General features: G+C 63.7%; 15 protein-coding genes and 1 tRNA gene. 6 read left to right on the top strand and 10 right to left on the bottom strand.

The genetic code is table 11. The annotated features are described in order from the left end of the window. Positions 1-734: 734 nt before the first annotated feature. From C446_RS02260 to C446_RS02250, 3 genes are all read right to left on the bottom strand, one after another. Positions 735-1,541, bottom strand: coding sequence for a shikimate dehydrogenase (locus C446_RS02260; RefSeq protein WP_006671432.1), 807 nt, complete (start codon positions 1,539-1,541; stop codon positions 735-737). Between the two features lie 62 nt (positions 1,542-1,603). Beyond that, positions 1,604-2,188, bottom strand: coding sequence for a hypothetical protein (locus tag C446_RS19770; protein WP_239639441.1), 585 nt, complete (start codon positions 2,186-2,188; stop codon positions 1,604-1,606). A 194-nt stretch (positions 2,189-2,382) separates the two neighbouring features. Further along, positions 2,383-3,183 (bottom strand): Lrp/AsnC family transcriptional regulator, encoded by an 801-nt coding sequence (locus C446_RS02250; protein ID WP_006671429.1) that lies wholly within the window; start codon positions 3,181-3,183, stop codon positions 2,383-2,385. A gap of 399 nt (positions 3,184-3,582) precedes the next feature. Between C446_RS02250 and C446_RS02245 the strand changes: the two genes are divergently transcribed. Together C446_RS02245 and C446_RS02240 are read left to right on the top strand one after the other, a co-directional pair. Continuing rightward, positions 3,583-5,118 carry a Trk system potassium transport protein TrkA gene (locus C446_RS02245; protein WP_006671428.1) on the top strand — a complete coding sequence of 512 codons (1,536 nt, stop codon included), beginning with the start codon at positions 3,583-3,585 and terminating at the stop codon, positions 5,116-5,118. Next, entirely contained in the window at positions 5,119-6,672 is a 1,554-nt protein-coding gene (locus tag C446_RS02240) for a TrkH family potassium uptake protein (RefSeq protein WP_006671427.1), read from the top strand. It abuts the gene before it with no gap. Positions 6,673-6,900: 228 nt separating this feature from the next. Here C446_RS02240 and C446_RS02235 read toward each other — a convergent pair whose 3' ends face one another. Together C446_RS02235 and C446_RS02230 are read right to left on the bottom strand one after the other, a co-directional pair. Next, positions 6,901-9,327 carry an efflux RND transporter permease subunit gene (locus C446_RS02235; RefSeq protein ID WP_006671426.1) on the bottom strand — a complete coding sequence of 809 codons (2,427 nt, stop codon included), beginning with the start codon at positions 9,325-9,327 and terminating at the stop codon, positions 6,901-6,903. 6 nt (positions 9,328-9,333) lie between these two features. Next, complete coding sequence (locus C446_RS02230; protein ID WP_006671425.1) at positions 9,334-11,358, bottom strand: COG1361 S-layer family protein; 2,025 nt, start codon at positions 11,356-11,358, stop codon at positions 9,334-9,336. A gap of 84 nt (positions 11,359-11,442) precedes the next feature. Between C446_RS02230 and C446_RS02225 the strand changes: the two genes are divergently transcribed. Beyond that, positions 11,443-12,222 carry a TrmB family transcriptional regulator gene (locus C446_RS02225; protein WP_006671424.1) on the top strand — a complete coding sequence of 260 codons (780 nt, stop codon included), beginning with the start codon at positions 11,443-11,445 and terminating at the stop codon, positions 12,220-12,222. Between the two features lie 31 nt (positions 12,223-12,253). Here the strand turns inward: C446_RS02225 and C446_RS02220 are convergent, their stop codons facing one another. From C446_RS02220 to C446_RS02210, 3 genes are all read right to left on the bottom strand, one after another. After that, positions 12,254-13,381, bottom strand: coding sequence for a DUF63 family protein (locus tag C446_RS02220; RefSeq protein ID WP_006671423.1), 1,128 nt, complete (start codon positions 13,379-13,381; stop codon positions 12,254-12,256). A gap of 98 nt (positions 13,382-13,479) precedes the next feature. Next, the gene (locus tag C446_RS02215; protein WP_006671422.1) at positions 13,480-14,277 is read right to left on the bottom strand and encodes an inositol monophosphatase family protein; all 798 of its coding nucleotides are present in this window, start codon (positions 14,275-14,277) and stop codon (positions 13,480-13,482) included. A gap of 107 nt (positions 14,278-14,384) precedes the next feature. After that, the gene (locus tag C446_RS02210) at positions 14,385-15,962 is read right to left on the bottom strand and encodes an HTTM domain-containing protein (RefSeq protein WP_006671421.1); all 1,578 of its coding nucleotides are present in this window, start codon (positions 15,960-15,962) and stop codon (positions 14,385-14,387) included. Positions 15,963-16,416: 454 nt separating this feature from the next. Here C446_RS02210 and C446_RS02205 point away from each other — a divergent pair, with 454 nt between their 5' ends. Next, positions 16,417-16,797, top strand: a complete 381-nt coding sequence (locus C446_RS02205) for a hypothetical protein (RefSeq protein ID WP_006671420.1) — start codon at positions 16,417-16,419, stop codon at positions 16,795-16,797. Between the two features lie 506 nt (positions 16,798-17,303). Here the strand turns inward: C446_RS02205 and C446_RS02200 are convergent. Continuing rightward, positions 17,304-17,386, bottom strand: a tRNA-Leu gene (locus C446_RS02200). 576 nt (positions 17,387-17,962) lie between these two features. Here C446_RS02200 and C446_RS02195 point away from each other — a divergent pair. Continuing rightward, entirely contained in the window at positions 17,963-18,193 is a 231-nt protein-coding gene (locus tag C446_RS02195; RefSeq protein WP_006671419.1) for a HalOD1 output domain-containing protein, read from the top strand. Between the two features lie 412 nt (positions 18,194-18,605). On the opposite strand, the gene C446_RS20195 is transcribed toward C446_RS02195, so the two are convergent. After that, complete coding sequence (locus tag C446_RS20195) at positions 18,606-18,737, bottom strand: hypothetical protein (RefSeq protein WP_006671418.1); 132 nt, start codon at positions 18,735-18,737, stop codon at positions 18,606-18,608. Positions 18,738-18,890: 153 nt separating this feature from the next. Between C446_RS20195 and C446_RS02190 the strand changes: the two genes are divergently transcribed. Then, a complete protein-coding gene (locus tag C446_RS02190) occupies positions 18,891-19,385 on the top strand; it encodes a DUF309 domain-containing protein (RefSeq protein WP_006671417.1) in 495 nt (164 codons plus the stop codon). Positions 19,386-19,422 lie beyond the last annotated feature (37 nt).

Here is a 19,422-nt window from a genome sequence, read left to right as displayed (position 1 = left end):
GATGTGTATAAGAGACAGGTTCTCGGTCTCGTCGCCTGCAGGATCGATCTGGGTCACGCCTGCGGCTGCGTCCGTCGTNGAGTCGGTCGAACTCGAGGCGGTGGTGCCGACCGCAGCGGCCTCGTCGGCGTCGGCGTCGGCGTCGGCATCGGCATCGTCGTCGTCCGATTCGGCGTCGGTCGGCTCGGAGTCCGACTCGGGTTCCGATTCCAGCTCCGGTTCGGCCTCGTCGATGGCGTCGTTCTCGGTCTCGTCGCCTGCAGGATCGATCTGGGTCACGCCTGCGGCTGCGTCCGTCGTCTCCTCCGTCGGCGCAGCGTCTTCTTCCGTCGGGCCGGCAGCCTCGGCCGGTTCGGCGGCTTCGTCGGGGTCGGCTGTCGGTTCGGTCATCGAGTCGGTCGAACTCGAGGCAGTGGTGCCAGCCGCAGCAGCGTCGTCGGCGTCGGCGTCGGTGTCTGTATCGGGGCTCGTGCTCGCGGTCGCGCTCGCCGGCGGCTCGGCGGGTGCGGGTCCGTTCTCGTTCTCGTCGGATGTCGAGCGCTCGCGCTCGACCGTGACACCGACGTCGCGCGAGTCTCGAGGCTCCGAACTCGACCCGGAGAGTCCCAACAGCGATTTCAGCTTTTCGATGATTGCCATTGTCACGACGTAGTTGGTTTTACCACTTAAATTCCTTTGATGCGGCGACGGAAACGACCAGTTTTGCCGGGTTCGCGGGTCGACGACCGGGAGGATTACAGTCGGGAACGAAGCGCCTCGTTCATCGCCTCGACCGGCGCGTCACGCCCGGTCCAGCGCTCGAACGCTTCGACGCCCTGGTAGAGCAGCATCCACGCGCCGTCGACCGTCGTCGCGCCAGTCTCGGCGGCGTCCGCGAGCAAGCGCGTCTCGAGCGGCCGGTAGACTGCATCCAGGACGGCAAGATCGCCGTGAAGCGCGTCTGCAGGTACCGGCGTCGCGTCCTCTTCCATCCCGACGCTGGTCGCGTTGACCAGAATCTCGGCGTCGGCGAGCAACGACTCGAGCTCCCCGAGTCCGTGCCCGGTCGCGTTCGGGACCGCAGCGGCGAGGTCGTGGGCCGTCGACGCCGTGCGGTTGGCGATCGAGACGGTCGCGCCGGCGTCCGCGAGACCGAAGGAAACGGCTCGCCCTGCCCCGCCAGCGCCGACGACGACGGCGCTTGCGTCCGTGGCCGTGACGCCGTGGTTCCGGAGCGCTCGGAGCGCGCCAGCGGCGTCGGTGTTGTGGCCCGTCGGCCGATCGCCCGAGAAGTCGACGGTGTTGACCGCGCCGATACGACGCGCCATGTCGTCGGCCACGATCAGGTCGGAGGCGAGGGCGTCCTGCTTGAACGGGATCGTTACGTTCAGCCCCGATACGCCGAGCGCCGCCGCCCCCTCGAGTGCAGTCTCGAGGTCGCCGGGCTCGGGTTCGAAGGTGACGTAGCGGGCGTCGATCCCGAGTTCGTCGTAAGCCGCTTCGTGCATCGGCGGCGACAGTGAGTGGCCGACTGGGTTGCCGACCAATCCGAACACGTCCATGGGTACGTCTCACTCGTGGGTGCGTATAAATCGGTCAGGATCGGGATCGAAGTCGGTCGAAGTCAGAATCGGCCGTTCGGATCGTCGCGGCCGGAAGCGGTGTGATCGGACCCGGTGTCGGTGGTCGTGTCGCTACCGCCGCCGTCGTCGTCCGCATCGCCGTCGTGGTCACTGTCCTCGGGAGACAGACGATCGTCGTCGTTCTCGGTCTCGTCTCCAGCCGTGGCCCCTGGTTCGTCGGTGCGATCCGGTCGCTCGGCGTCTGCCGGCTGGTCGGGGAGGGGATCGTGGTGGGGGTCGGGGACGGCGTTGCCATCGTCGTCGGAATCGTCGGGTCGATTTTCGCTCTCGGAACCGATTCCAGCCCCGTTTTCGTTTCCGTCTTCGTCCCCGTTCTCGTTGCCGTCCTCGCGCTCGTCGTCTTCGTCTCCCTCGAGTTCGTCCTCCTCACCGGCCGTCGACTCCTCGTCCCCGGTCCCGGCGTCGACGAACTCGTAGGTGGCGATTTCGGTCGCGCCGCAGACGTGGCACCGATCGACCGGATCGTCGAACTTCGAGCCGCAGTGTCGACACTCCCTGAGCACGCCGTCGTCGGCGACATCGTCCGACTGTCGGAGGAACCCGGGAAGCAGATCGCCAAGCGCCATCTCGATCACCTGCTCACTCTCCGGGCGGTTACGAGCCCGGTGGGCGGACCTTTAGAGCCGCGTTCGCTTTCGGTTCGATCGTCCGTTTCGGCTGTCCAGCTTCCGTCGGCGTCCCGGTTCGGGCTCGGGCTCGGGCTCGGGCTCGGGCCCGGTCTCGGGCTCGGATTCGGTTTCGCTTGCATTGACACGGTCGATCACTCGCGTTGAGTACCGCCGGTGATCCCGTTCGTCGACCCGGGCTCTCGGAAGCCACGGAGGGTCGGTTCGTCGCTTCCGTTGGGCGAAAACACCGTCACGACGTCGTTCGGCCGAATTTCGGTGTCGCCGTGGGGCGTGATGACGGCGTCGTCGCGTTCGATCGCTACCACGAGCGTGTGGTCGTCGAGCACGCCGGCTTCGGCCGCCCGCTCGAGGTTCTGTCCCGCGATCGGCGCGTCCTCGTGGACGGTCACCTCGACGACTTCCGCGCCGCCAGTGAGACTGATGTAGTCGGCAAGCGGCTCTCGACGACGACCGTCCGACGGCCCGTACGGCGTATACGGGAAGTCGTGTTCGTTCTGTAGGAGAAACTCGTCCTCGATTTCGACATCCAGCCGTTCGAGCTCCCGACCCACTCGCCGCAGGTCCGACGTGTCCGTTCCGACGGCGAGAACGTGGAGGTTCATTCGGCCACCCATCAGCTCGCGGACGTTGATCACGCCCGGGATCGTTCCGATCTTCCGGGCGACACCCTCGACCTCCCCGAACGGGGCGTGACACATGAACAGGTTCATCAGCGAGCCGTCGGCGTGTTCGAAGTCGACGGTCGCGTGGTAGCCTTCGATGATGCCGTGTTCCTCGAGCTGGGCGATTCGATTGCGGATCGTCGCGCCGGAGACGCTGACGTCTTCCGCGATCGCCGGAGCCGAGGTGTTGCGGGCATCGGCCATCAGGGCGTGAATGATCCGCCGGTCGATCTCGTCGAGCCGGTAGCTACTCCCGTCGCCGTCTCCCATAGCGGCTCTTGTGTGATCCCGGAATATATACTCTCGGTATTTTCCACCTCGCAATATCTCGGAGAAATATTTCCGTATCGAAACTCGTGCTACAGTACCGACTGCAACGATTTGCACACTGATCGCCGATTCGTCTGGCTATCAGGTGCGCACTGACTTGCAGTGGGTGTTATACTACGGCTACACGACGACTCTCGAGGGCGACGAAAGCGAGAACTGGGACGGGACCCCGCTTGCGGTAGGCCTGCGACGATTTTATCCGACGAACCGCGATACTGCACCTATGAGACACCACGGGAATCTGCATACGGGTCTTCCGAACCGTCAGTTCCGGACCCGGTCGCCGCCGTCGACGGCGTCGAGCCGTCTCCGACCGTACCACGACGATCGGAACTCCCCATGCACGTCGTGATCGTCGGCGCTGGCGAGGTCGGCCGCGCCATCGCCAGCAATCTCGAGGCGTCCCACGACGTGGTCGTGATCGACCGCGAAGCGAGCATCGTCGAGGAGTTGACCTACGCTCACGACGTCCTCGCGCTCCGGGGTGACGGCACCGAACTCGGCACGCTCCGGGACGCCGATATCGAACGCGCCGATCTCGTCATCGCCTGTACGGACGACGACGAGACGAACGTCGTCGTCTGTGGCGCAGTGAAGACGGTCAGCGACGCGTTCACGATCTGTCGTGTCCGCCGGCGAACCCTGCTCGAGACCTGGGAGGGATCACAGGGGGCCTTCGGCGTCGATTTCATGGTGTGTACGGACCTGCTGGCAGCCCAGACGATCTACCGGGTGTCGGGGTTGCCGGCCGCCCAGGACGTCGATATGTTTGCGGGCGGACTGGTCCGGATGGCCGAGTTCGAGATCGGACCGGACAGCCCTGTTGCGGGCCGAACCGTCGAGGAAGCCGACCGGTACGACTCGCTGACGTTCGCCGGCGTCTTCCGTGGCGAGGAGATGAACGTCGCCACCGGCGAGACGGTGATCGAGGTCGGCGATCGCGTCGTCGTCCTCGGGAGCCCCGGTTCGGTCCGATCCTTCGCCGACGACGTCGTCACACCCGATAGGGAAGAGACCGAGGAGGTCGTCGTCGTGGGTGGAAGCGAGATCGGGTTCCAGGTCGCCCGGGAGTTCGAAGAGAACGGCTACCGGCCGCGGCTGATCGAACAGGATCACGACCGCGCTCGAGAGGTCGCCGAAAAACTCCCGAAGACGATGGTGATGGAAAGCGACGCGACCGACAGCGAGTTCCTCGTCCGTGAACACGTCGACGAGGCCGACCTCGTCGTCGCCGCGCTCGACGGCGACGAAAAGAACCTGCTCGTCNTGGAAAGCGACGCGACCGACAGCGAGTTCCTCGTCCGTGAACACGTCGACGAGGCCGACCTCGTCGTCGCCGCGCTCGACGGCGACGAAAAGAACCTGCTCGTCTCACTGCTCTCCAAGCGGATCGGCGTCGACCGTACCGTCGCAGTCATCGAGAACCTCGAGTACGCGGAGCTGTTCGANGAAAAGAACCTGCTCGTCTCACTGCTCTCCAAGCGGATCGGCGTCGACCGTACCGTCGCAGTCATCGAGAACCTCGAGTACGCGGAGCTGTTCGAGACCGTCGGCGTCGACGTGGCGATCAACCCCCGGGAGGAAACCGCCGAAGAGATCGTCCGTTTCACCCGGGCCGACCACACCGAGAAGGTCGCCATGCTCGAGCACGACCGTGCCGAGGTCATCGAGTTCGAAGTCAACGGTGACAGCGTGCTTTCGGGGAGACCGATCGCCGACGCGATCGAAGAACTACCGGACGGCGTCGTCGTCGGCGCGATCTCTCGTCAGGGCGAACTCGTCACGCCGCGGGGCGAAACGGTCGTCCGCCCGGGCGATCACGTCGTCGTGTTCGTCGACGCGACCGTCCTCGAGGAAGTCGTCGAGGCGATCTGAATGGGGCTGTCGCGACGCCTCCACGTCGACTGGCGAGCCGGACTGAGCCTCGTCGGTACTATTCTGGCGTTTCTCTCGCTGGCGTTCGTCGTTCCGATCCTCGTCTCGCTCGCCTACGGCGGGGAGGACCTGTGGGTGTTCATCGCTGCGATGGCCATCACGGCCGGTTTCGGGTTGGCGCTCCGGCGGCTCGATCCGGACCCCGACCCGGGCGCTCGAGAGGCGTTTATGGTGGTCGCACTGACGTGGTTGTTCGCGGCAGCCTTCGGCTCGCTTCCGTACATCCTCGCCGGGAACGGCACCGTTGCCCACCCGATCAACGCTCTTTTCGAGGGGATGAGCGGGTTCACGACGACCGGCGCGACGGTGATGGGTGACATCTCGTTCGAGACGCACTCCCGGGCGATGTTGATGTGGCGGCAGCTCACCCAGTGGCTCGGTGGGATGGGGATCATCGTCCTCGCGGTCGCGATTCTGTCACAGATGGCCGTCGGTGGTGCACAACTGATGCAGGCCGAGACGCCAGGACCGGGTGTCTCGAAGCTCACGCCTCACATCGCCGAGACCGCGCGAGTCCTGTGGATCGCCTACGTCGTGCTTACGCTGGTCTTTATCGCCCTACTGTACGGGCTCAATGTTGTTGGCTACGCGCCGAATATGGACCTCTACAACGCGATCGCCCACGGGTTCACGACGCTTCCGACGGGTGGGTTCTCGCCCGAAGCACGCAGCATCGAGGCGTTCTCGCCGGCCGTCCAGTGGCTCGTGATTCCGTTCATGTTCGCAGCCGGGGTCAACTTCGTCCTCTGGTGGCACGTCATCTCCGGCGACGCCCGGACGCTCCTGCGGGACAACGAGTTCCGTCTGTATCTCGGTGCGACGTCCGTCCTCGCGGTCCTGACGACCGTCGTCCTGTTCGTCTCCGCCCTCGAGACGCCCGAAACTGGCCAAATCAGCGGCAACCTCGAGCGGTCGGCCCGCTATGCGACGTTCCAGATCGCATCGCTGATCAACTCGACGGGGTACGCGAACATGGACTTCGACGCCTGGAACGGCTCCGCGAAGGCGCTGTTGCTGTTCGCGATGTTCGTCGGCGGCTCGACGGGATCGACCGGCGGAGGGATCAAAATCCTCCGGTGGCTGGTGATCCTCAAGACGCTGCGCCGCGAGGTCTTTACGACGATCCATCCGGAGGCCGTCCGACCGGTTCGGATGAACGGCCGCGCCCTCGACGAGGAGGCTATCCGTGGCATCTACGCGTTCACGCTGCTGTACATCGTGATCTTCTTCGCCGGCGTCGCGCTCTTTGCTGCCGACGCGGCCCGCGTCGGACTGTTCGCCGATCCCGAATTCGGGTTGCTCGATGTTATCAGCGCGTCGATAGCGACACTCGGGAACATCGGTCCGGGACTGGGAACGATGACCGGGCCCATGGGCGGCTACCTTGACTTTCCCGACTCCTCGAAGCTCCTGATGATCCTCTACATGTGGATCGGCCGCCTCGAAATCTTCCCCGTGCTCGTTCTACTGACGAAGGCGTACTGGACGGACTGACCTGACCAGAGCCGACCTAATCGGTCCGGCGTCTGCGAGCGTCCCCGTGGCGCTCGGTCGTCTCCCGGTAGCCAACGACGACGATCCGACCGCTCGTGGCCCATTCGGCGGTACCGATAGCGACGCCTCGCAACAGTGAGAAATGGTGCGACTCGCTTCTCACACGATACGAACCGCGCCACGAACGGAATCCACAGAAGGGACGGCCACGACAAAAAGCCGAGTGGATCAGCCGAACAGGCGTTCCCACACGATGAGCGTCGGCGGCAACACGATCACCGCCATCAGATACGAGTAGAAGACGCTGATGACCATCAACAGCCCGAACTGTCCGATCGCGGGAGTGACCGCGATTATCAGCGAGCCAGCGCCCCCGAGCGTCGTTAGCATCGATCCCGTCAGCGCACCACCCGTTCCGCGAAGGGTCGTTAGCAACGATTCGTAGGCGTCCGCACACTCGTTGTACTCGTCGATAAACCGGTGAGTGACGTGAACCGAGTACGCGACGCCCACGCCGATCGTGATCGACAGCACCGTCCCGGTGAGTGCGTTCAGTGCGATCCCGACGAGTGGCATCGTCCCGCCGAGAACGGCGACGGTAACGACGATCGGAACGAGATTCGCCACGCCAAGTGACGCCCGGCCCTCGAGGACGTGATAGATCACCATCAGGAACCCTGCCGTGAGTGCAAGCGCGATCACGAGACTGAGCAGTGACGACTCGAAGACGAGGTTGGAAATCTCGTGGAAGACGACGATCTCACCGGTCGGCGTCGTATCGAGGCGGTAGTCAGCAGCCAACTCCTCGGCATCGTCGCTGATCTCCTCCTGTGTGGCGTCGGCCTCGACGGTGTAGATGACGCGCATGCTCCGCTGATCTTCCGTGATGTACTCGAGGGCGTCATCCCGGGAGTCGGATTCGAGCAGTCGATCGAGGACGTACCCCACGTTTCGATCCGGAACGCCGTTCCCACTGACGTCGTTTGCCTCGAGCAGGGAGGCGAACTCGTCGTCGTCGTCGGCGTGTTCGTGCATGACGTCGACGATGCTCCGGCTTTCGGCGTGGCCGTCTTCGGTGATGATCGTCGACGGTGGATCGGAGCCGGCACGGTGGACGGACTCGAGGGCGTGATCCTCGTGTATCGGCCCCTCGACGTAGATCGTCACCTCGTCGTCTTCGCCGCTCTCGAAGTTGGCCTCGAGGTAGTTGATGGTTCCCGTCGCGGTGTACTCTGCAGGAGCCAGCGCCCCCGGCGCGGCTTCCGCGTAGGCTGGCAGCTCTTCAGCGGGGAGGAAGTCTTCGTCCTCGAAGGTCGTATCGACCGTCGTTGCGTACGCGCCAGCACTCGCGGTCAACAGGAGTGCGATCAGCAGCATCGCTTTTGGCGCTCTGTTCCCCGCGTGAGCTCCGTACGGCAGTAGACGACCCAGCGTGGAATCTTCCGAGCCGAGCGGCGACGAGCTAAACGGCGGGAGGTCGTAGGCCCGGCGGAACCGTTCGAATTCGACTTTCGCTGCCGGGAGAAAGATACCGAACAGGAGAAACGTAAACACGATTCCGACGCTGGCGACGAACCCGAACTCCTGAATGGGGCCGAGTTCGCTCATCATGTTGGCTCCGAACCCGATAACGGTCGTGCCGGTGACGATGAAAAACGCGATCAGCAGCTGTTCGGCTGCGTTTCGCATCCCGTCTTCGATCCCGGCCCCTGCCGCACGCTCCTCTCTGAACCGGTTTACCGCGTGGATACCGAAGTCGATCCCGATAGCGAGCAACAGCGGCGGGATCGCGATCATCATGTCGGTGAACGGAATCCCGGCGTAGCCCATGAACCCGAACGTCCAGACGACGGCCATTACCAGCGAGATCAACCCGAGTACGAGGTCGAACGGGTCGCGGTACGCCGACGTCAGGAAGCCGAGAATCAACAGGATAACGACGGGCACGATGATCGTCAGCGAGTCTTCGATGGCGTTTTCGAACTCGGAGTCGAGGATGCCACCGCCGAACACGACGATGTCTTCCGTCATCGAGTCCGCTACCTCTTGGGTTCGCTGTTGGACGGCCTGTTCGTCCGCGTCGTCCGCGTGGGTCGCGGTCGCGACGACGGCCGACGCCTGGGGTTCCTGTCGATTGAAATCGTTGCTCAACGGGGCCACGAAGTCGGGGTTGTGACCCAGGTCACGGACCACGTCACGTACCTGGCTGTCCGAACTGCGTTCCAATGCCCGGATCTGCTCCTCTCGGGTTTCCGCCGTCGGATCGATCGTGAGCGCGACGAACTCCGCTATACTCGAGGTGTCCTCGACCCGGAGCTCGTCGTTTTCCTCGAGATAGTGTTGGAACTCGAGGAGCTCTAACAGCGACCCCCGGGAGACGACGTTGTCACCCCGTTTGATGACCTGTGTGGTCGCTCCGTCTCCTTCGAACGGAGGCTCGAACTCTTCGTCGATCGATTGCTGTGCTTCGTATGCCGGTACCCCTTCGGCGAACGTCTCGACGCCTTCTTCGACCTCGATGTTCCCCAGTCCGCCTGCAAACAGGGCTGTAACGAGCAGAAACGCGATGATAACGGCGCGTGGACGTTCCGTAATCCAGTAGTTGAGCCCGTCGAGTAGCCGGTCAATGGTGTCCGATGCTGATGCTGATGCCATCGGTCCTCACGGATCCGTATCTGAGTCGGCTCGATCGTCGTGGTCGGGTTCGTGATGCTCCTGATCGCCGGAGTGACGGTCCGATCTGTCCCACTGGCGCTCGTCGAAGTCGTCCGCTTTGCCAGTTTCGTCCACTTCGCTCCCTTCACCGAACTCGAACTGCTCGTCTTCAGCCGACTGCCCCATCTCGGTCTCGTCCATCACGTCATCGATACGGCCGTCCGACAGGCTCGAGTCGGGATCGATCGAACTGTCGACGGGTGCGTGGCCACCGTAGCCCGTGTCCGTTCCGGTGGTCGATCGCGTGTCACTTCGGCGTTCGTCGATCCGTCTCGCGATCGGTGCGAACGGGTGAACCTCACTGGTCCGTTCGAGGACCGGGACACCATCGGCGGCGTCTTCGATCTCGTCGCGGAACCGCCAGCTGGCTGCGGCGAGTATTCCGAACGTTCCGACGATAATCGCGATGCCAAGCGGGGAGAGTCGCCGATCCGGCTCGACGACCTCGAGGGGAATCCGGTACGTATCGGTCAGCTGGGAGTTGGACCGTTCGTCGTCGTACCGGAAGTCCATCCGGAGCGGGTACGTCTGGGGGGTCGCGTCGCCCTCTACCTCGACCTCGAAGGTGACTGTGGCCGATTCGCCGGGGTCGAGCGCGGGGATGAACCCGCCGCCGCCGTCGCTGTCGAGCGGATCGTTCGTGTAGAGTTCCGCCTCGATATCGGTCACCGTCTCCGCCTTCGCGTTGGTCACCTCCAGCGAGATTTTCTGGGTGTCGCCGACCTCCTGGGTAGCGTTGAGTATCTCGACGTCGAACTCGTCGCGCTCGGGCGCGACCTCGAGTGGAACGTCGATCGGATCGTGGGTCATCCGCACGTCGTCGTGGATGTTCCGGTACCTGACGTCGGCTTCCATGATGCGTGGTCCCGGCTCGGCTTCCCCGCCGATGCCGACTCGGAACTCGAACGGCTCTGAGTCGCCCGGCTTCAGATCGCCGACGGCGTACTGGGTCTCGCGTGGATAGACGTTCGAACCGCTGCCGAGCCCCCCTTCGAGCTCCGGGACAATGCCGTCTTCGCCATCGTCGACGACGATCACGGCGTTTTCGACCGGCATCGGTCCGTCGTTGACGATCTTCCCCTCGACCGTCCCGTCCTCGCCGACGTAGAGATCGGTTGTGAGATCCTCGGCGACGAACTGCTGTTCGGGTGCGGTGTCGGCACCGACGCGGACCTCACGTGAGGTACGGTCGACCCCGTCTTCGTCGCGGAAATCGACAGTCACGGAGACGGGATAGGTCCGGGCGACTGCGTCGGAATCGACGTCCATCGCCGCTTTGACCGTCGTGGTCTCGTTGATCTCCCAGTCGCCGACGTACTCCTCGCTACCTGCAGTCTGAAGCTCCGACTCGTCGGTCGTCGGATCGATCGTCTGAACGTTCGGGTCCGGGGAATCGAACTGGACCACGGCGTTGCTTGCGTTCTCGACGCCAGTGTTCTCCAACTCGAGCGTGACGGTGCCGCGGTCCCCGACAACCAGGTTGGACGTGACGTTGCCGGCGTCGAACCGTGCTCGTTCTTCGACGACGATCTCGACGGTCTCCGTGTCGGTGCTGCTGTCGTCCTCGTCGTACGCGTACTCGATTTCGGCCTCGAGTTGGTACGTGCCGGCCTCGGCGTCTTCGTCGACGGCGATGGTGAACGACTCCGAGAACAGCGTCTGAGCCGACATCGTCGGCATCGGCGTCTCGTTGGTCTTCACGTCGACTGGCGCGTCGGTCTCGTTGAGCGCGACGGTCACGTCGCGTGCTTCGGTCGGCGGCGCATCTCCGACATCGCTGTCGTCCTCGTACGGCGAGGCAGCGTTGCGAATCTCGAGTTCGAGGTTCGTTTCCTCACCTGGTTCGACGATGTTCTCGGGAACGTAGACCTCGAAGTCGGGTTCGTCGGCGGCGGCGACAGACGTTATCAGTGGAAAACTTGCCACCAGAAAGACGACGAATACGAGGGCGGCGATTCGAGTTCGTCTCATTGTATGACTGTATCGGGAGCCTACGTATCAACCTTTCTATTGCAAACCACAAGCTTGTTGTTTCCTCTCTCTGAAGGACCCGATATGGAAGAACACGCGGAGCTACTGGCCGAACTGGGGCTCTCGAGCTACGAGGCCAGGGCGTACGTGGCACTCGCTCGGGGAGGGACGATGACGGCCGACGAAGTCGCCGACGCAGCCGACGTTCCCACCGGACGTGTCTACGACGTCCTCAACTCGCTCGTCGATCGATCGCTCGCCCGTGCCGACGACGGTCGCCCGCGGACGTACGTCCACGTGGAACCGGACGAGGCCGTGAATCGACTCAAACAACGCCGGGTCGAGGAACTCGAGGAGCAGCGTTCGGAGTACGAACGAACGGCGACGACGGCAGCGGACGCGCTCTCGGGGATCACGAACGGCAACACGAAAGAAGGGTTCACCACGAGCGCGCTCCACGAGGACGCGGCACAGGACCTCCTGTTGGAGCGGTTCGCAGCCGTCGACGACTCGATCAGGATCGCCGCGGACACGGTCGACGTCAGTCCGGAGTTCGAGACGGCGTTTGCAGACCGGCTGTGTGAACTCCTCGATCTCGGCGTCTCGATTCGACTGCTCGCGACGGACCTCGAACACGCGGCCGACCGCATCGCCGACCTCACCGCAGCCGGGATGGAAGTGCGACACACGGACCGGATTCCCGAACAGCGGTTCATCGTCCTCGACGGCACCGAGGTCTGTCTCGAGGTCGTCAATCCTGCCGCGCCCGACGAGTTGCTCGCGGTCATCAACTTCCGGGAGGACGACACCGCCCGCCAGCTCGCCGCGAGCTTCGACGAACTCTGGGAGCAGGGAGAACCCTGAGAATAGGGACGACGGAACCGACCGGATTTAATCAGACGCCGAACGTCGCCCGCAGCATGTCACGAGTACCTGGTCCGAGCCCGACGGCGACGACGGTGATCATCAGCAAGATGGCATAGCGTGGGCTCTCGTCGAACACCTCGTCGTTGAAGATCCAGATGACGACGACGGCTGCCGCGAGCTTGACCAGCAGAAACGGCCACGCTGCCCCGGTTATCTCCGCTATTTCAGCGGGAAGAACGGACCCGGTGACGTTGACGATCGTCTCGTTGACCGGGTGTTTCGGGAGGAGATTCTGACTGTGACCGAACACGACCGCCCAGTCGAGTCCGATGACGTTCGCGACTCCGTCGACTGCATGGGCCCAGATGACGATTGCACCCATGAACCGAGTGCCGCGGTTGATGTCCGGGGCGAACCGCTTGACTGCCTCCCAGGTCACCCACGTCGCCGCAGTCGCGCCGACGAGCGTCGTTACCAACAGGAGCGGGTAGAACGTCGCGTACTCCTGGGTCGCAGCCGTGGACCCGAGATAGCCCAGCGTGAGCACGAGGAGAGCGGTCCCGATACCGAACAGCGGGTACTCGTACCCCGAGACGTAGTCGTTTCGGTCGAGCCACACGGAGACGACGACGGCGACGAGCGTCACGAGGAAGACGACGAAGTAGATCAGCGGGCTGATCAGGAACCCGGACCACGGCAGCTCGATCGCGAGTTCGCCCGTATGACGGAACGCGGCGACGTTGGCGTCCTCGACGACGCGGAGGGCACCGCCGAAGAGCATGAACGGGAACAGCCCGTAGAAGCCCGCACGGTAGCGTTCGATCTCGAGCCGTTCGATGATGAAGACGATACCGATGATCCCGAGGATCAGCGTCGGGATGTAGCCGGCATAGGAGACGAACGTGTATCCGGGTTCGGCGAACGGCCCGTCGCCGGTACCAGCCTCGTAGCCCGGGACCTGTTCGCCGCCGGCCCAGGCAACCTGACTCCAGCCGTGGGCGTCGGCGACGACAGGGCCCCAGTAGTACTGCCAGATGAGATCGCGGTACACTCGCTCCGGAAAGGCGGTAGCCAACAGGACTACCGTCGCGGCGAGCGCAATCACGGTGGCGGCCCAGACGCGGACGGGGCCGTACCGCTCGATGTACTCGTACATACCCGTTATCCATGGAGGGGGGCGCTTACCGTTTCCGGTTTCCTGTTTTCCGTGTCGCGAGTGGTGTGGGGCACCTCGAGGTCCGTGCCAGCCCCGATTCAGTCCCGTTCGATCTCCCGGGCTGCCTCGAGCAGTTCCTCGTGAACGCCGCCGTTCGAGGCGACGAGACCGTGGCTGTCGTGTCGCCAGCGGTCCCCCTCGAGGTCGGTGACGACTCCGCCGGCCTCCCGAATCATCGCGACCCCGGCGACCGTATCCCACGGATTGGCCCGCTTGTTCGTGACGACGCCCTCGAGGCCGCCCGCGGCCAGCAGGCCAAGCGAGAGCTGGGCACAGCCGTACCGGCGCATGTCGCCGAACCGCTCGACCAGCGCCGCAGTCGCCCGGCCGTACTCGTCGCGGTGGTCGAAGTCCCACCAGAACGTCGGACAGACGGTTGCTACCTCGGGGTCCGTGCGGTCACTGACCGACAGCTCGCGGCCGTTCCGATACGCGCCATCGGGGCCGATACGGTAGGTGTCCCCGAGTGCAGGACAGACGGTCGCGGCAGCGACGGGCTCGCCGTCGACGACGGCCGCGACGGCAGTCCCGAACCCGCGCATACCGGCGACGTAGTTGTTCGTTCCGTCGATCGGGTCGACGATCCAGGCCGGCCCCTCTTCGGGGACCGCTTTCAGTTCCTCGTCTTCCTCCCCGACGATCGGGTCGTCGGCGAACTCCTCGCGGATCGTCTCGACGACTCGCTTTTGGGCCTCGCGGTCGGCCTGCGTGACGACGTCCGTCTTTCCGTCCTTGTGATCGATCTCGAGGGTCCCGCGGAAGGACTCGTCGGCGACTTCCGCGCCGGCTTCGGCCGCCTCGAGGGCGACTGCCGCTCGATCCGAACGTTGGCTCATTGCCGAACGTGAGCGTTGGCGGCGAAAAGATGTAGCGGTTCGCGGCGACGACGACCGTCGTCGGTCGGTGGCGGCGTTCGAACCCACGGCGTGTCCCGACACCCGCCTCAGCACTCGTACTCGAGTCGTTGCTCCGCGTTTGGCTCACCGACCGGGCCGTCGGGCGTCACGGGCTGTTCGACGTGGTACAGGCGCAGGACCTCGGGTGTGCTGTCGTATTCAGCGGCGGCTACTGCCTCGCAACGGTACGCAGCGAGCGGCTCGTAGGGGGTCTCGCCGGCGTGTCGCAGCTCGCTTCCGTACCGTTTCCAGAGCACCGACGGGGACGTGTCCGCCGCGTCGGGTGGCCGATCGATCGCGCCCGACTCGCCGGTGAGGGTGCCGACGGTCTCGCCGCCCTCAAGGTCCGCTTCCCAGGCGTACCACCAGTACGCATCGGGCGGGTTCGGGGCGAAGAACGACCAGCTCGCGTCCTCGACCGCGTCCGGCGTCGCCGCCGGCGAGTCGACGAACCCCGCACCGGCCAGCTGCCAGCCGACGACGGCCAAGAGGAAACAGACGAGAACGACCGAAGCGACGACACGGCCCGCCCGTCGCAGTCCAGGTCCGGACCGAATAGACAGGGACCACGCCGTAGACGAGGGGAGAACGGCCCGCTCGAACTCGAGGGTCCGCCGTCCCGCACTCCCCGCCACCGACGCGAAGTCGCGACCGGACGCGGTCAGCGTCGCCTCGAGGCGGTTCCAGACGCGGGGCGGTAGGAACAACAACAGCGCCGCGACCATCACGAACGGGAACGCCCCGAGCCGCATCGTGGCCGCGAGTCCCAGCTGCGCGCCGACGAACGCCAGCACGAGCGCGATTCGGAGTCGGTCGGTGACGACGAGCAGGAGAACGGAACCACAGAGCAGTGCCGTCCAGGCCCAGTTCGCAGCGACCAGCAACACAGCGAATTCGGTGCCCAGCTCGGCGACCCAGGGCCCGAACCAGACGACGAACTGCTCGAGCTGGAAGATCCGTGCCGTGGCCGTTCCCGACAGCCACGCCTCGCTCTGGAACTTGATCGCGCCGTTGACGGCGTAGATGGTGACGAAGTGGACGAGAATCGTCGCGGTGGCAACCGAGAACAGGCGGTCGGTCCGGCCGGTCGTACCACTGTCGGCGTCGGGGTCCGTGCTACGCAACGCGTCGACCGACCAGCGTGACTCAAGCGACAGGAAGAGCCCGAGAAAGAGCAACGACAGTAAAATCGTGTCGCCGCCGTTCAACACCAGCGGGTTCCTCGCGTGCAAGGAGGCGAGAAAGACGACAGTCACCGCCGTCGCGAGTCGCGTTCGGTATCCGATCGCCAGCGCGAGCGCGGCGAGACACCCGATCGCGAGCAGGACGGCCTGGAGTCCGAGCCCACCGGAGAGCGCGTGCAGCGACGCGGACTCGAACCCGGGAAACAACTCCGCGAGCGTCGCCCGCGGAAACACGCCGTCGTCAGTGTAAAAGGTCGCCAGACCGGGCAGCCGGACAAACAGGAGGTCCGCGAGCACGACCAACCCGAGAGCGATTCGAAACGCGGCGAGCGCACGCGGATCGATCCCCAGCCGTGGCTCGAGGACGGCTCCGACGTGGCGTCTGATCGAGCGACCGGTGGCCGATCCAGGTCGGTCGTCGGTAGTCGTGGCGGGACTCATGCCTTGGACGCGTATCGTCTCGGGCGACGACTGTCGAGTGGGCCCGGACGCGTACGTGCGACTCGCAGCCGACTCCGTCGATCTGTTGCGTGGTTGTCAGGGATCGTATAAGTGTTTTGTCCTCTCTCGGACGAGGGAGAGAGTACGGACAGCGATAGTAGCCACTGACAGTCATTGCATATCCGATCGCACGACAGGTGTGCGGTCGGTGTGTGAATCGTTTGATTGGACTGTCACGCGGGAAACACGCAGTTGTCTGGGCCCGTTCAGGTCTTCTCGAGTTTGCTACCAGCTGAGAGTGTCGTGGGACTCTTCACGAGGGATTGGCTCGCGTTGGGTATTATTTTAGTCAGGTATCGGGTGTTCCTGAATCGTATCCAGACGACATCGTAACCGCCATTTCGATATACTGTTGGCCAAACTGTTTATGGCTCCTACAATTCCCTTTCGTGATATGGAATCCCACGTTCGACTCGAGTGTGTGACGTATGAACGACATGGTAACGTCGGTGTCTGGACGATCGAAGATCTCGAGAATCTATTCGAAACAGAAGAAAAGGTAGAGAAAGCGGAACAACATTACAAAGACGTTGCTGGTCAGGATGATATGACTGGAACAGTAGTCGTGATCCAGGAGTACGATTCTCTCAGCTCCGAAAAACAAGACCGCATAGCTGGAGTGTGGTCGCGTCTCGTCGAGGAAGCTGGTACCGCCAAGACTGCGTTCGTCGCAGACGGGGTCGGCGCTATGGCCATCAAGTCGAATATTGGGACACAAACAGTGCAAACGGACTCGTTCCAATCAGTTGACGAAGCCATCTCCTGGGCGGGTTGATCGATCGCAGGTCCTGTTGTCAAGGCTAGGGAGACGGTTTGTCTGTCGGCTCTGCCGTCGCTTCTTTTGTGGGTGGTTGTCTCCAGCACTAGATCGGCAAACACTCGAGGAACTGTAGTCCGAGACTGCTGTCTGTGGAGTAGTAAGTAGGATAGCTCCGTTTGGTTCACCGCGGGGCGATCTTTCTTCGAGGAGAGAATCCCACTCTTTAACGCGGGTGTGAATTGTGACTGTTCTACGACAGCCGTACTGTCCTGCTAGGCCGGGTCGGGAGCACGCCGTCGACGGATCACAGAGCGATAGCTTACGAGTGGCCGCTTCGGAGAATGTTGCGAGGGAAGATCGCATCGTGCTGATCTTCCGCATCTTTACCGGCGCTTTCACGCCGCATGCGATGCGAGGGGAGGGAATCGAACAACCGCCGGGAACCTGCGCGCCGCGCAGAACCCCGGCGTCGTTCGATCCCTCCGGCACCGCACTGGGTGTCTGTTTTTCACCCGTTGCGATGCGAGGGGAGGGAATCGAACCCACGAACGTCTACACGAGCGGATCTTGAGTCCGCCGCCGTTGACCGCTTGGCTACCCTCGCACGCTACTGCACGAGCCCGGGTCGGACCCGTACAATCTCTTTATCACGGGCGTTAACCCGTACGTCTACCTATGAACGTCGAACGTATAAACTCCCTACGGTATCGGACTCGGACCGCTTGCAGTGTGGCGATCGTCCCATCCACCTACCACCTCTCCACCTCGAGAAGTAGCCATCGGTACCAGTCAAAATTCTAACGTTCTTCGGGGAAGATTCTGTGACGGGAGAATGCACACGAAAGTGCACAGTGAGCGGGATTTCACACGTCCAAGCAAACTCCGGCTCGTATGCAGGCTCCTCACGGTGGAGGCAATCCGTCATTGACGTTGGCAAGATAAAGATTGCCGACGTTCCGCCAGCACAGTCACAACTGCGTCTGGCACATTCGACGGATTGTTCTTCGCTGTGTTGGGGCCTGACTACGAGAGGCACACGGTAACATGGTCTCGACCACACCGATCCACCACGACCGTAGAACAGACAGCCGTATCGCGACGACCGACCCCGCGAGTTGCCCCGACTACGAAACGGCGTCCACGAACTCGCTCGCCGACAACACCGACGACGCCGACAGCCATGCACCCAGCACTCGGGACAGCACTCGATCGAATCGCAGCCACTGAGAACTTCGACCCGACGGCGCTCCCACCGCTGTACGCGGCCGTCGATCCCGAGGCACTGACGATCCTGCTCGAGTCACCGGCACCCGTCACCGTCCGGTTCGAGTACGCGAACGACGCGGTCGTGGTCGGTCCCGACCCGCAAGAGGTGACCGCGACCGTGACTGGCCTCGAGGGCGCTCGGTAACCGGCCGCATCTCCCTCTTCCAGAAGAACTCTGCTCGAGCGAGTTCTCGAAACGCCAGCCGTCGCGAAAAGCGGGATTTTCGTACTACTGAATACCCTGTTGCACGCTTTCGAAATTAGGGCCAAAAACCAGATGATGTTGCAGGTTTCTCTGAACAGGGTTGGCTACTAATGCCCACATCCGGGTACCAAGCATCAACTAATTTTGCACATGCAACGGGCTATACTGAACACAGTCAGGAGACACCTGATCGTGTCTCGAGTGCGATCGGTGTGTGTGTGGTGTGTTGTCCGGCAGTGGCAGGAGAGTCTGCCCGGTTCCCGGTTCCCGGTTCCCGGTTCTCGGTTCTCGGTTCTCGGTTCTCGGTTCTCGGTTCTCGGCTCCCGGTGATCGACGGCCGGCCAACGCCACCCTAAACGGACGCGACCCTCTCGAGTGCGTCACGCGAGTACAGCGTGTCGCAGTTGGGACAGCGGTAGCCGCCGTCGACGTGTTCGTAGAGACGGTTCCCGCAGTTCTGACACCGCCCGTACGGATAGTTCATCTACCTCGAGAGAGGGACTCAGCGCGGATAAGGACTCCCCTGACGCTGTGTCGGCATTATAAGGGCGAACGGCCCGTCGCTCACCGACCTAGTCCCGAGGGCGAACGCATCCAGCGCCGAACGGTATACCAGTCGGCGGCCCCAAAGTCGACCGTGACCGAACATACGACGGATCCGAGCGTCGAGCCACCGCCGGACCGAACCGAGCCGCCGACGGGCTGGCTCGCGTCCGAGGACCGGTGGAAACACGCGACGCTCCGGCGGGCGACGGTCCACGGCGTCCGGCTGTTCAACGACGGGGCGTACCACGAGAGCCACGACTGTTTCGAGGACGAGTGGTACAACTACGGCCGCGGTCGGACCGAGAGTGCCTTCCTCCACGGAATGGTCCAGGTCGCCGCCGGCGCGTACAAACACCACGATTTCGAGAACGACGACGGGATGCGCTCGCTGTTTCGCACCGCGCTCCAGTACCTCCGGGGGACGCCGAACGACTACTACGGTGTCGACGTACTGGACATCCGAACGACCGTCACCAACGCCCTCGAGGACCCTGCCCACCTCGAGGGGTGGCAGATTCGGCTCGACGGCGAACACCCACTGGCGCGACCGATCGACTGGGAGTACGCGGAGGGACTGGAGGAGTGACCGCCCGTCGAGACACCGTCGTCCCGCATCGCGAGGC

Source organism: Halobiforma nitratireducens JCM 10879 (assembly GCF_000337895.1).
GTDB classification, from domain to species: domain Archaea; phylum Halobacteriota; class Halobacteria; order Halobacteriales; family Natrialbaceae; genus Natronobacterium; species Natronobacterium nitratireducens.
The sequence above is the reverse complement of the archived record's forward strand: the minus strand, read 5'-3'. Positions and strand labels throughout refer to the sequence as shown.